This window comes from Gemmobacter denitrificans (assembly GCF_036964905.1).
GTDB lineage: Bacteria > Pseudomonadota > Alphaproteobacteria > Rhodobacterales > Rhodobacteraceae > Gemmobacter > Gemmobacter denitrificans.
Genome location: NZ_JBALHR010000004.1, coordinates 291,294 through 304,390 on the forward strand (window position 1 = coordinate 291,294; position 13,097 = coordinate 304,390).

Annotated in this window: 14 protein-coding genes; 11 read left to right on the plus strand and 3 right to left on the minus strand. The window is 63.0% G+C overall.

Annotation, left to right across the window (positions count from 1 at the left end; genetic code table 11):
* Positions 1-132: 132 nt before the first annotated feature.
* Positions 133-903 (minus strand): hydroxyacylglutathione hydrolase, encoded by a 771-nt coding sequence (gloB, locus tag V6590_RS09500; RefSeq protein ID WP_335422278.1) that lies wholly within the window; start codon positions 901-903, stop codon positions 133-135.
* A 62-nt stretch (positions 904-965) separates the two neighbouring features.
* Here gloB and V6590_RS09505 point away from each other — a divergent pair, with 62 nt between their 5' ends.
* The 7 genes from V6590_RS09505 (at position 966) to V6590_RS09535 (ending at position 7,301) form a co-directional block, all read left to right on the plus strand.
* Positions 966-1,730, plus strand: a complete 765-nt coding sequence (locus V6590_RS09505; protein WP_335422280.1) for a class I SAM-dependent methyltransferase — start codon at positions 966-968, stop codon at positions 1,728-1,730.
* Positions 1,731-1,992: 262 nt separating this feature from the next.
* On the plus strand, positions 1,993-2,553 hold the full coding sequence (locus tag V6590_RS09510; protein WP_335422282.1) for a F0F1 ATP synthase subunit delta: 561 nt from the start codon (positions 1,993-1,995) through the stop codon (positions 2,551-2,553).
* 1 nt (position 2,554) lies between these two features.
* The gene (atpA, locus tag V6590_RS09515; RefSeq protein ID WP_335422285.1) at positions 2,555-4,093 is read left to right on the plus strand and encodes a F0F1 ATP synthase subunit alpha; all 1,539 of its coding nucleotides are present in this window, start codon (positions 2,555-2,557) and stop codon (positions 4,091-4,093) included.
* A 21-nt stretch (positions 4,094-4,114) separates the two neighbouring features.
* Complete coding sequence (locus V6590_RS09520; RefSeq protein WP_335422286.1) at positions 4,115-4,981, plus strand: F0F1 ATP synthase subunit gamma; 867 nt, start codon at positions 4,115-4,117, stop codon at positions 4,979-4,981.
* Between the two features lie 21 nt (positions 4,982-5,002).
* Complete coding sequence (atpD, locus tag V6590_RS09525) at positions 5,003-6,427, plus strand: F0F1 ATP synthase subunit beta (protein WP_335422288.1); 1,425 nt, start codon at positions 5,003-5,005, stop codon at positions 6,425-6,427.
* Positions 6,428-6,438: 11 nt separating this feature from the next.
* Positions 6,439-6,837, plus strand: coding sequence for a F0F1 ATP synthase subunit epsilon (locus V6590_RS09530; protein WP_335422290.1), 399 nt, complete (start codon positions 6,439-6,441; stop codon positions 6,835-6,837).
* 113 nt (positions 6,838-6,950) lie between these two features.
* On the plus strand, positions 6,951-7,301 hold the full coding sequence (locus V6590_RS09535) for an H-type lectin domain-containing protein (RefSeq protein ID WP_335422292.1): 351 nt from the start codon (positions 6,951-6,953) through the stop codon (positions 7,299-7,301).
* Positions 7,302-7,342: 41 nt separating this feature from the next.
* On the opposite strand, the gene V6590_RS09540 is transcribed toward V6590_RS09535, so the two are convergent.
* Together V6590_RS09540 and V6590_RS09545 are read right to left on the minus strand one after the other, a co-directional pair.
* A complete protein-coding gene (locus V6590_RS09540; protein ID WP_335422294.1) occupies positions 7,343-8,719 on the minus strand; it encodes a methyl-accepting chemotaxis protein in 1,377 nt (458 codons plus the stop codon).
* 259 nt (positions 8,720-8,978) lie between these two features.
* On the minus strand, positions 8,979-9,998 hold the full coding sequence (locus V6590_RS09545) for a ribose-phosphate pyrophosphokinase (protein ID WP_335422297.1): 1,020 nt from the start codon (positions 9,996-9,998) through the stop codon (positions 8,979-8,981).
* Between the two features lie 129 nt (positions 9,999-10,127).
* On the opposite strand from V6590_RS09545, the gene V6590_RS09550 reads away from it, so the two are divergent.
* The 4 genes from V6590_RS09550 to V6590_RS09565 all read left to right on the plus strand — a co-directional run bounded on the left by V6590_RS09550 (position 10,128) and on the right by V6590_RS09565 (position 13,085).
* The gene (locus V6590_RS09550; protein ID WP_335422298.1) at positions 10,128-10,724 is read left to right on the plus strand and encodes a 2-hydroxychromene-2-carboxylate isomerase; all 597 of its coding nucleotides are present in this window, start codon (positions 10,128-10,130) and stop codon (positions 10,722-10,724) included.
* Positions 10,721-11,533, plus strand: a complete 813-nt coding sequence (locus V6590_RS09555) for an alpha/beta fold hydrolase (RefSeq protein ID WP_335422300.1) — start codon at positions 10,721-10,723, stop codon at positions 11,531-11,533. Before V6590_RS09550 ends, V6590_RS09555 begins: the two co-directional genes overlap by 4 nt.
* Before the next feature lie 78 nt (positions 11,534-11,611).
* Complete coding sequence (locus tag V6590_RS09560) at positions 11,612-12,493, plus strand: TIGR01459 family HAD-type hydrolase (RefSeq protein ID WP_335422302.1); 882 nt, start codon at positions 11,612-11,614, stop codon at positions 12,491-12,493.
* Between the two features lie 148 nt (positions 12,494-12,641).
* A complete protein-coding gene (locus tag V6590_RS09565; protein ID WP_335422304.1) occupies positions 12,642-13,085 on the plus strand; it encodes a MaoC family dehydratase in 444 nt (147 codons plus the stop codon).
* Positions 13,086-13,097: the final 12 nt, after the last annotated feature.

A 13,097-nucleotide genomic window follows, 5' to 3' on the forward strand; every position in this document is an offset into this window, starting at 1 on the left:
GTCGGGCTTTGACGCCTGATCCGAGCCTGGCCTCATAGGGTTAAAGTTCGGTTTTATTTGCGTCGCTTCAAGCCCTATTTGGTGGATTTGTCCGCAACGCCCCGGTTGGTTGCAAATTGTGATCGAAGGGACTCAGAATTTGTCCTTGCGGGCGCGCAACGCGGCAAAAACCGCCGCGTCAGAAGCATCGGCCATGCCAAGGGCACCGCGCAAAACCGGATCCGTGGCCCGCAGGAAGGGGTTGGTGTCCAGTTCCTCGCCCAGAAGGGAAGGCACCGTCGGTTGCTGGGCTGCCCGGGCGCGGGCTATGGCATCTAGGCGCAGCACAAGGGCGGGCGGCAGATCATCTTCCAGGCTTTGGGCAAAGCGCGCATTCGACATGGTGTATTCGTGGCCCGAACAGACCAGGGTATTGCGGGGCAGGGTGGCCAGTTTGCGCAGGCTCTCCCACATCTGCGCCGGCGTCCCTTCGAACAGCCGCCCGCAGCCCATGGCCATCAGGCTGTCGCCGGTAAAGACGGCTGCGGCCTGCGGCACATGAAAGGCGATATGGCCGACCGTATGTCCTGGCACCTCGATCACATGGGCCGACAGCTGGCCGATCCGCACCCTGTCGCCCTCGGCCACGGTCTGCGAGAGGGGCGGCAAGCGATGTGCATCGGCGGCAGCCCCGATCACCTGAACCGATTGGTCCTCGATCAGCCCTGCAAGGCCATCGACATGATCCCAATGGTGATGGGTCAGAAGCACATGGCTCAACTGCCAGCCGCGCGATGCCAGCGCGTCACGGATCGGCGCTGCCTCTGGCACATCGATCACCGCGGTCGCTCCGGTTTCCGGATCGTGAAGCGCAAAGGCATAGTTATCCTGCAGGCAGGGGATGGTGAGCAATTCGGGTGCCATGGCAATTCCTGTCGCAATCGGTCAATCTGGCCCTAACTTGGCCGCAACAGGACCCGCCTGCAATGCATCTTGATGTGCTGGACCTTCGCAACTTCTACTATCGCACCCAGTTGGGCCGGGTGGCACAACGGGCCATCCGTGATCAACTTGTGGCAATGTGGCCGCCCGCTGCGGGGCAGACAGTGGCGGGTTTTGGCTTTGCCGTGCCCCTGTTGCGCCCCTATCTGGCCGAGGCACGGCGGGTGATCGGGCTCATGCCTGGCCCGCAAGGAGTGATGCCCTGGCCTGCAGGCATGGAAAATGTCAGCGTGCTCTGCGAGGAAACCGCCTGGCCCGTCTCCACCGGATTTGTGGATCGTCTGGTGCTGATGCACGGGCTCGAGACCTCCGAGCAGCCTTCGGTCATTCTTGGTGAATGCAACCGGGTGCTGGGGCCGGGGGGCAAGGCGATGTTCGTGGTTCCCAATCGTTCCGGACTTTGGGTGCGCGGGGATGGCACGCCCTTCGGCTTTGGCCGGCCCTATTCGTTGCGCCAGCTGGAAGCGCAGTTGAAACGCCATGGATTCACCCCTGAACGGCATGTGGCAGCCCTTTACGCCCCGCCGTCTGGCCGCCGCTTCTGGCTGCGCACCGCGGCGCTCTGGGAAGGGATGGGCCGGTCGGTCGCACCTTGGGTCGCAGGGGGCGTTTTGATGGTCGAGGCCAGCAAGCAGGTCTATGCCCCCACGCGCGGGGGGCTGGGCGCCGTGGTGCGCCAGCCTTTGCGGGTCTGGGAAGGGGTAGGCAAGGGCGTGCCGGAACCCGCGATGGACGGTGCGCGGACCTGACGGAACCTTGGGTCACCCGCGGCATTTTGCGACCGATTCCCGCCATTGTGTCATTGTTTCGATACAAGCGACGCCGAAGGGGTCAAACCGGTAAATGTTTGCGGCGGACATGGCTTATTTATGCCCTGTTCACGGTTGCGGCATGGTGCCCGCTCTGCTAGAGACGCCACGAAATTAGGACGCATGCATCCGTATGCGTCACGGGAAGCCTCTGGCCCGCGCGACCTGCGGGATGGGGGGCATAGCCAACGGAAGGGTTGACGTGTCCGAACCAGCTTCGATCTCCTCCGGCATTGCCGCGCGTTACGCAACTGCCCTGTTTGACCTTGCACGGGAAGACAAGGGCCTGAAGGCTCTGGAAGGGGACGTCGACGCGCTTGACGCTGCCCTGAACGCCAGCGCCGATCTGCGTGACCTGATTTCTTCGCCGATTTATTCGCGTGAAGACCAAAGCAATGCCATCGCCGCAATCGCCAGCAAGGCCGGGCTGTCGGCCCTGACGGCCAACACGCTTGGCCTGATGGCCGCCAAGCGCCGCCTTTTCGTGCTGCCGCAACTGGTTGCCGATCTGCGCGCGCGCATCGCTGCCGAAAAGGGTGAAGTCACCGCCGAAGTGACCGCTGCCAGCGCATTGAGCCAGGAGCAGGCCGACAAGCTGGCCGCCACGCTGAAGGCCCGCGTCGGCAAGGACGTGAAAGTGAAATTGGCCGTCGATGAAAGCCTCATCGGTGGTCTCGTCGTCAAGCTCGGCTCGACCATGATCGACACATCGATCAAGTCGAAGCTCGCGGCTCTCCAGAATGCAATGAAAGAGGTTGGGTGAGATGGGAATCCAGGCTGCTGAGATCTCTGCGATCCTCAAGGAGCAGATCAAGAACTTCGGCAAGGACGCTGCCGTGGCCGAAGTTGGCCGCGTGCTGTCGGTTGGCGACGGGATTGCGCGTGTACACGGGCTGGACAATGTCCAGGCCGGTGAAATGGTGGAATTCCCCGGCGGTATCCGCGGGATGGCGCTGAACCTTGAAGTCGACAACGTCGGTATCGTGATCTTCGGTTCCGACCAGGACATCAAGGAAGGCGATACCGTCAAGCGCACCAAGTCCATCGTGGACGTGCCCGCCGGTGACGCCCTGCTGGGCCGCGTTGTGGATGGTCTGGGCAACCCGATCGATGGCAAAGGCCCGATCGCCGCGACCGAGCGCCGCATCGCCGACGTGAAGGCCCCCGGGATCATCCCGCGCAAATCGGTGCATGAGCCGATGGCGACCGGCCTGAAGGCTGTGGACGCCATGATCCCCGTTGGCCGTGGCCAGCGCGAACTGATCATTGGTGACCGTCAGACCGGCAAGACCGCCGTGGCGCTCGACACCATCCTGAACCAGAAGTCGTACAACGAAGCTGCCGGTTCGGACGAAAGCAAGAAGCTGTACTGCATCTATGTTGCCGTCGGCCAGAAGCGTTCGACCGTTGCCCAGCTGGTGAAGAAGCTGGAAGAAACCGGCGCCATCGACTACACGATCGTTGTGGCCGCCACCGCATCCGACCCTGCTCCGATGCAGTTCCTGGCCCCCTATGCCGCGACCGCGATGGCGGAATACTTCCGCGACAATGGCCGCCATGCCCTGATCATCTATGATGATCTATCCAAGCAGGCCGTTGCCTATCGTCAGATGTCGCTGCTGCTGCGCCGTCCGCCGGGGCGTGAAGCCTATCCGGGCGACGTGTTCTATCTCCACTCGCGCCTGCTGGAGCGTTCGGCCAAGCTGAACGAAGATTTCGGCGCTGGTTCGCTGACCGCTCTTCCGATCATCGAAACCCAGGGCGGCGACGTGTCGGCCTTCATTCCGACCAACGTGATCTCGATCACCGACGGCCAGATCTTCCTGGAAACCGAACTGTTCTACCAGGGCATCCGCCCGGCTGTGAACACCGGTCTGTCGGTGTCGCGCGTGGGGTCGTCTGCTCAGACCAATGCCATGAAAACCGTGGCTGGCCCGGTGAAACTGTCGCTCGCCCAGTATCGCGAGATGGCCGCGTTCGCCCAGTTCGGTTCGGACCTTGACGCATCGACCCAGGCCCTGCTGAACCGTGGTGCGCGCCTGACCGAGCTGATGAAGCAGCCGCAATATTCGCCGCTGACCAACGCCGAAATCGTCTGCGTGATCTATGCGGGGACCGCCGGTTTCCTCGACAAGGTCGCAGTGAAGGACGTGGGCCGCTTTGAAGCGGGCCTGCTGGCCTATCTGCGCGGTCAGCGCAAGGACATCCTGGACTGGATCACCGAGAGCGATCCGAAGATCAAGGGTGCCGACGAGCAGAAGCTGAAAGACGCGATCGCCGAATTCGCCAAGACCTTCGCTTGAGCGGCCTGAAAGGACAGGGACATGCCCAGCCTTAAGGACCTCAAAAACCGGATCGGAAGCGTCAAGAACACGCGGAAGATCACGAAGGCCATGCAGATGGTGGCCGCGGCGAAACTGCGCCGCGCCCAGGATGCGGCCGAAGCGGCCCGCCCCTATGCCGAACGGATGAACTCCGTGATGGCGGGGCTGGCGGCCTCGGTTGCCGGATCAACCAGCGCGCCCCGGCTTCTGGCCGGGACGGGCGCCGACCGTGTGCATCTGCTCGTGGTGATGACGGCGGAACGCGGCCTGTGCGGCGGCTTCAACTCGACCATCGTGCGGCTGGCCCGTGCGCATGCGAACGAATTGCTGGCGCAGGGCAAGACCGTGAAGATCCTGACGGTCGGCAAGAAGGGCCGCGAACAACTGCGCCGCGATTTTGGCGACAAGTTCGTGGGTCACGTCGATCTTTCGGAAGTGAAGCGTCTTGGCTATGCCAATGCGCAGGAAATCGCCCGCGACATCCTGGCCCGCTTTGAAGCAGGCGAGTTTGATGTGGCGACGATCTTCTTCAACCGCTTCCAGTCGGTGATCAGTCAGGTTCCGACTGCACAGCAGGTCATCCCGGCCAAGCTGGAAGGCGGCTCGCCCTCGGCGCTCTATGATTACGAGCCCGACGAGGAAGCCATCCTGGCCGACCTGCTGCCCCGCGGACTGGCTACGCAGATCTTCACTGCACTGCTTGAGAACGGCGCGTCCGAACAGGGTGCGCGGATGAGCGCGATGGACAATGCCACCCGCAACGCGGGCGACATGATCAACAAGCTGACGATCCAGTACAACCGGAGCCGTCAGGCCGCGATCACCAAAGAGCTTATCGAAATCATCTCGGGCGCCGAGGCGCTCTGACGACCCGAACGGAGAAACGACATGGCAAAAGCACAAGGCAAAGTGACGCAAGTCATCGGCGCCGTTGTGGACGTTCAGTTCGAAGGCGCTCTGCCGGCGATCCTGAACGCCCTCGAGACTGACAACAACGGCAAGAAACTGGTTCTGGAAGTTGCCCAGCACCTTGGCGAGAACACCGTTCGCACCATCGCGATGGACGCGACCGAAGGTCTGGTCCGTGGCGCTGGCGTCAGCGACACCGGCGCACCGATCTCGGTGCCGGTGGGCGACGCGACGCTGGGCCGTATCCTGAACGTCATCGGCGAGCCGGTGGACGAAAAGGGCCCGGTTGTGGCCAGCGAACACCGTGCCATCCACCAGAAGGCCCCGGAATTCAGCGAACAGGCGACCGAAAGCCAGGTTCTGGTGACCGGGATCAAGGTCATCGACCTGCTGGCCCCCTATGCCAAGGGCGGCAAGATCGGCCTGTTCGGCGGCGCCGGCGTGGGCAAGACGGTTCTCATCATGGAACTGATCAACAACATCGCCAAGGTGCACTCGGGCTTCTCGGTGTTCGCCGGTGTGGGTGAACGGACCCGCGAAGGCAACGACCTGTATCACGAAATGATCGAATCGGGCGTTATCAAGCTGGACAATCTGGCCGAGTCGAAAGTGGCCCTGGTCTATGGCCAGATGAACGAACCGCCGGGCGCCCGTGCCCGCGTGGCGCTGACCGGCCTGACGCTGGCCGAACAGTTCCGCGACCAGTCGGGCACGGACGTGCTGTTCTTCGTGGACAACATCTTCCGCTTCACCCAGGCCGGTTCGGAAGTGTCGGCTCTTCTGGGCCGTATCCCTTCGGCAGTGGGCTATCAGCCGACGCTGGCGACCGACATGGGCGCCCTGCAGGAGCGCATCACCTCGACCAAGAACGGCTCGATCACCTCGGTGCAGGCGATCTACGTTCCGGCCGACGACCTGACCGACCCCGCGCCCGCCACGTCCTTCGCCCACCTCGACGCCACCACGGTGTTGTCGCGTGCGATCTCGGAACTGGGTATCTACCCGGCAGTGGACCCGCTCGACTCGACCTCGCGTCTGCTCGACCCGGCTGTGATCGGCGAAGAGCATTATCAGGTGGCCCGTTCGGTGCAGGGTATCCTTCAGCGCTACAAGTCGCTGCAGGACATCATCGCCATCCTTGGCATGGACGAACTGTCGGAAGAGGACAAGCTGACCGTGGCCCGCGCCCGGAAGATCCAGCGTTTCCTCTCGCAGCCCTTCGACGTGGCAAAGGTGTTCACCGGTTCGGACGGCGTTCAGGTTCCGCTGGAAAAGACCATCGCCTCGTTCAAGGCCGTGGTTGCCGGCGAATATGACCACCTGCCCGAAGCCGCCTTCTACATGGTCGGCGACATCGAGGAAGTGAAAGCCAAGGCCCAGAAACTCGCTGCGGCTGCGGCGTAAGGGGGCTGAGAATGGCCAACACCCTGCAATTCGACCTAGTGTCGCCCGAACGGAAGCTGGCTTCCGTTCAGGCCACCGAGGTGCAGATCCCGGGGGCTGACGGCGACCTGACGGCGATGGAGGGCCATTCGGCCACCATCACCACCCTGCGTCCCGGCGTGCTGAAGGCAGTTTCTGCCGAAGGCACCAAGGCCTATGCGGTGACCGGCGGTTTCGCTGAAATCACCGCTTCGGGCGTTTCGGTTCTGGCCGAGCGCGCGATCCCGCTGGACGAACTGACCCCGGCCCTGTTCGATGAACTGGTTGCCGATGCCCGGGCCCAGGCAGCTGCTGCCCCTGCGGATCAGAAGGACGCGGCAGAAAAGCTGGTCAGCGACACGCTGGCCATCCGGTCTGGCGCGGCGCACTGAAGCCATCCATCGACTGCGAGAAGGGCCCCGATACTTTCGGGGCCTTTTTCATTATGTTACCAAACTTTGGCCCGGATTCGCGGTTAAGGCGATCCCGACAGGAGGCATCTGGCATGAAACGCATGACAACCGGAGCTATCGGGATCGCACAGGGCAGCCGCGTGCTGTTTTCCGATTTTGCGGATGGCGGGGTCATGTGGACGGGGCAGGGCCCGCGCGAAAGCCGCCACATCATCAATTTTGACGAGGCCTTTGTCGAGGTGCCCGCGGTGATGGTGGGCATGTCGATGTGGGATATCGACCACAAGCATACGAGCCGGGCAGATATCACCGCCGAAAACATCACGACGGAAGGGTTTCATCTGGTGTTTCGGACCTGGGGCGACACAAGGGTCGCCCGTATCCGTGCCGACTGGACGGCCATCGGAACGGTCCGTGACGACGACCAGTGGGAAATCTACTGAACAGGGGGGATCGTGGGTCCACCTGTTCATGTCAGTTGGCCCTAGAACCGATAGGCCAGCCGCAACCCGCCCCAATGCCGCCCCTTGACCCGGATCGGGGCCGAGACATCCTTCATCATCGCGAACACGCCCCCACCCATGTCGCGCCGATAGACCTGCATCAGGAATGATGCCGTAGATCGTCCGGCGCCAAGGCCAACCCGATCATCAAAGATACGGCGGTTCCGGCTGTTGGCGGCATTCCACACCGGATCGCTGCCCTGCGGTGCCGAGAATTTGCGGTTATGGGTGGGCAAATACCCATTGCGATCCACCGCCGCACAAAAGACGATGCGGGGGTCCAGTTCCAGCGCCGGTTCCTGCACTGCCGGGAAAAGCCGGTCGGTCAGCTGGGTGAACCGCGCCATCACCTGTGGCGGGTCTGACCCCCGCACAGGCTGATAGTTTTCATCAAACAGATCAGTGATCGAGATATCGCCACGGTCTATCGCGCTGTCCAGCAATTGCCCAAGTTCGGTGGCGCGTGCCTGCACCGCCTCGATCAGCGGGGTGTCGCCTGCCGCGCCGCCTGCCTCGACCGAAAGCTGCACCAGATCCTCGCCCAGACTTACCAACCCGTTGATACGCTTACGAATTGCGGGCATTTCTTCGATCTGCTGGGTCACGCTGCCAAACAGCGCCCGCAGGGCCGGTGCAAAATCGTTCAAAGCCAGTCGCACCGTTTCAAGTTGGCGGGCGATGTCCTTGGCTGCGGTCTGCGCGCAGTCTGACTGTTCTGCCATCCGCGCCATGGCGGCCTCTGCCTCGGCAAGTGCGGATATGGTATGGCGGGCCTGGTCCGACACTTCGACAGCTTCGGCGGTCAGTTCATCCAGTTCCGTCGCCAGATCCCGCACCGTTTCGCCGATGGTTTCCGCTGCGACCGAAGTCTGCTGCGACAGCACCTTGATCGCATCTGCGACGACGATAAACCCTTGCCCGGATTGGCCAGCCCGGACCGCCTCGATCCGGGCGTTCACGGACAACATGTTGACCTCGCGCGAGATTTCCGTGATCTGGGTATTGTTCTGTCGCACCTTCCCGATGATGGTGGAGACCTTTTCCATCCGTTGCGCAGTGCCTGCGACCCAATTCAACACCGCACCACTGGTTTCAAGGGTACGTTGCACCCGGTTGGTTGCGTCATGCACTGCCTCGGTCACCCCGACCAGGGCCTGGCTTGCGCGGTCGGATGCTGCCGTCATGTCCTGTGACGCCTGACTGACAGCGCGGGCTGCGGTGCGCGACCGATCCAGTTCCTGCACCTGTGCGCGGGTCAGCCCCTCGACCGTATCCAGCAGGCCAGCGGTTTCCACAATGTCATAGGACAATTGCACCGCACCCTGGGCCATGCGGTCAAGCCGCGACGATTGAGACATGTCTTCGGCAGAGGAAAGCGCTGTTTGCATGCCGTGGGCCCCGAATGTGATCCAACTGGTTATAGGGCTGCAAACCCAAACAGGGCGTTAAGCCCAAAGCGGGGCGCGGGGCACCGGCACCACTTTGCTGATGCTGCGCCCGTCATGCGCAGACGGGGGAACCCGTCGGCAATCATGGGTCGAAACACGCGCAGAATTGGCCAAACATGGCGGCGGGTTGTCCCTGTCCGCCATGCTGATGTCTTGCAAAGTCGGGATGTTACCCGCGCAGATAGATCCCGTCATAGATCGGGACCAGCGTATCGGTTTCGAACAGCGAGGATACGCTGGTGCCATGCCAGGTGTTCAGAATCGCCTGGGCAAACATCGGCGCGGTCGGAACGATCCGGATGTTCGGGCAGTTGCGCACGGCATCTGACGGTTCGATGGAGTCGGTGATGACCAGTGATTTCATGACCGAATTGGTCACCCGCTCCACCGCAGGCCCGGACAGAACGCCATGGGTGATATAGCTGTGAACTTCGGTTGCACCGGCCTCGATCAGCGTTTCGGCAGCTTTGCACAATGTGCCGGCAGTATCGCAGATATCGTCCACGATGATACATTTCTTGCCGCGCACATCGCCGATCACTGTCATGCCGGCGACTTCGCCCGCCTTTTCGCGCCGCTTGTCCACAATGGCGAGAGGGGCGTTGATCCGTTTGGCGATATCGCGCGCGCGGGCCACACCGCCCACATCGGGCGAAACGACCATCAGGTCAGCCATCTGGCCCTTGAAATGATGTTCAATGTCCAGGGCGAAGACCGGGCTGGCATAGAGGTTATCCACCGGAATATCGAAGAACCCCTGAATCTGGGCGGCGTGCAGGTCCAGCGTCAGAACGCGGTCGATCCCGGCCTCGGTCAGCAGATTAGCCACCAGCTTCGCGCTGATCGGGGTGCGCGCCTTGGCGCGGCGATCCTGACGGGCATACCCGAAATAGGGGATCACGGCGGTGATCCGGTCCGCCGACGACCGGCGCAGCGCGTCGGCAATGATCAGCAGTTCCATCAGGTTGTCATTGGCCGGGCGCGAGGTCGGCTGGATGATGTACATATCCTCGCCGCGGACATTCTCGAACACTTCGACGAAGATTTCACCGTCGTTGAACCGTTCGACCCGGGCATCCACCAGCCCCACCTGCATGCCGCGATGCATCGACATCCGCCGGGCAATCGCATTGGCAAGGGTGCGGTTCGCGTTGCCCGCAATCAACTTGGGTTCGGTCATGGCAGCCATGGGTCTGATCCTGGATTCCTGTGGGCCGATCATGTTCGGCAGGGATTCGCGCCTGTCCCCAGGCGTTGACACCGCTTATCACCGGGCTAGGGTCGGCGCAAACCGCGTGCGGCAGGAACGAGGATATCCATGGCCCATATCGACTATTATTTCACCCCCGTTTCGCCCTATGTCTACCTTGCGGGCATGCGGCTTGAGGCGGTTGCCCGCGAGGCGGGTGCAACTGTGACCTACAAGCCGGTTGACGCGGCGCAATTGTTTGCCCGCACCGGTGGCCTGCCGCTGGCGCAGCGCCATGACAGCCGGAAGGCCTATCGGCTGCAGGAATTGCGTCGGCAATCCATCAAGCTGGGCCTGCCGATCAATCTTCAGCCGATGTTCTGGCCGGTCAATCCGGCACCGGCTTCTTATGCCATCATCGCGGCCCAAATGGCGGGGGGCGGGGATATCGGCGCGCTGGCCCATGGTCTGACGCGGGCCTGCTGGGCCGAACAACGCGACATTTCGGATGACGAGGTGATCGGCGCGGTGATGCAGGCGGCAGGGTTTGATCCGGCCATTGCGCAAAAGGGCATGCTCGCGGCGGCGGAAACCTATGCAGTCAATCTGGAAGAGGCGGTCGGGCGTGGCGTCTTCGGCGTGCCGTTCTATGTGGTCGGCACCGAGTGTTTCTGGGGGCAGGATCATATCGACGATCTGGCAGCCCATCTGGCGGGCCGGTTGTGACGGAAGGGTTGCTGACGCCCGCGGGGCATCCGACCGCCCTCCGCCAATGGGGTGAAGGTGACCGTCAGGTTCTCGCCCTGCATTGTTCGCTGGCCCATGCCGGTGCCTGGTCTGGTCTGGCCGCCGAACTGCCGGGATGCCGGATCACCGCCCCCGATCTGCCGGGCCATGGCCGGTCTGCCGATTGGACCGGCGCCCCCGATCTGCATGATCTGACCACCGCCGTTGTTGCCGATCTGGCGGCGGGGCTGGGCGGCGCGGTCGATCTGGTCGGGCATAGTTTCGGGGCCACGGTCGCCTTGCGGCTGGCGTTGGAACAGCCCGGGCTGATCCGCAGCCTGACCCTGATCGAACCCGTGCTGTTCGCCGCGGCCCTGCAGGCGGATGCCCCGGAATGGCAGGACTTCGTCGCCGGATACCAAGGCGTTCAGGACCATATCGGCCAGGATGACCGCCTTGCCGCACGCGATTTTCATGGTCGCTGGGGGATCGGCGCGTTCGACCGTCTGCCCCCCGTGCAACAGGATTACATGATCGCGCGCATGCCGTTGGTGCGGGGGCAAAGCCCGGTCCTGCTGGAGGACGCTGCCCGGATGCTGGTGCCGGGGCGGCTTGAGGCGCTGGACCGCCCGGTTCTGCTGATCGACGGGGCCGACAGCCCGCCCATCATCGGGGCCATCCACCGCGCGCTCGCCGCGCGCCTGCCCCGGGTCAGCCGCTTCACCGTGCCGGGGGCGGGGCATATGGTGCCGATCACTCATTCGTCCCTGGTGGCCATGCAACTGCGCGCGCATCTGTCCACCACCTGATGCGCGCGGTGGCCGCACTGGCCCCGCAGCGGTTTTGTCTGTATGTCCGGGCCAAGCCCGCAATCCCAAAGGTGCCCCATGACCCGGATCATTTCAGCGCTTTCCGAAATCTCGCGCAATTACCGCGCGGTATTCTGCGATCTCTGGGGGTGCCTGCACAATGGCAAGACCCCATTCCCTGCAGCGGTCGCGGCGTTGCAGGCCTTTCGTGCCGAAGGCAGCACCGTGGTCTTGATGACCAACGCGCCGCGCTCCTTTGGATCGGTCGCCGCGCAGCTGGAGCGGATGGGCGCTCCGCGCGATTGTTATGATCTGATCGTGTCTTCGGGCGATGCGGCGCAGCAGGCGCTGGTGGCCGGGGCCGTTGGGCGGCGCGTGGCCTTCATCGGTGCCGAAAAGGACATGCCATTCTTCACCGATCTGCCGCCCGAACTGCAGGGCCAGCCGCCGATCAGTTTTGTGCCCACCGCCGAGGCCGAGGGGGTTGTCTGCACGGGCCTGGCGGATGACGAGACCGAAACGCCCGAAGATTATCGCGCCACGCTGTTGCTGGCCAAGACCCGGGGCCTGACGCTGCTTTGCGCCAATCCCGATATCATCGTCGATATGGGGGACAAGCGGCTATATTGCGCCGGGGCCATCGCCAAAGCCTATGAGGACATGGGCGGGCAGGCGCTGTATTTCGGCAAGCCGCATCCGCCGATTTATGATCTGGCCCGGCGCAAACTGGCGGAAACGGTTGGCGCGATCCCGAATGACGAAATCCTCTGCATCGGCGATGGACCCTGGACCGATGTTCTGGGAGGGCAGAATGAGGGGATCGATACGCTGTTCATCACGGGCGGCATCGTGGCGCATGAATTTGGCCCTGACAGCGGCAATCCCGATGCGGCCCTGCTGGAGGCCTGGTTGGCGCGGGAACAGCTTGGCCCGACCTATGCGATGGGGCATCTGCGCTAAGGGCAGGGGCCCCGCTGATCTGCTGGGGAAATGGCAAAGCAACAAAATTGCCACTTTCGCCTGATCTGCGCCCGAATGTTTCGCGACGGATTGCGCTGCGTTGCAGCATCTGCTAGGCTGCAGCGCAGTAAACCGGAGGAATCGCAGGATGCTGGACAACATGCCGCGTGGAACGATCTGCATCGAAGACATCGAGATCGGCATGTCGCGCCATCTGCGCAAGACCGTGACGGATCGCGACATCGAACTGTTTGCCGAAGTCTCCACCGACCGCAATCCGGTGCATCTGGATGAAGATTACGCGCAGGACACCATCTTTCAGGGGCGTATTGCCCATGGCATGCTCACGGCAGGGCTGATTTCGGCGGTGATCGGTGAACAGCTTCCGGGCCATGGCACGGTGTATCTGGGCCAGAGCCTGAAGTTCATGGCCCCCGTCCGCCCGGGCGATACGGTCTATGCCGAGGTGAAGGTGACGGCGATCGATCATGCCAAACGCCGCGTGACCCTTGAAACCCACTGCGCCGTAGGCAATACCGTGGTGCTGAAGGGTGAGGCGCTGGTTCTGGCGCCCAGCCGCAAGTTCGACTGACGGGCCGTCGCG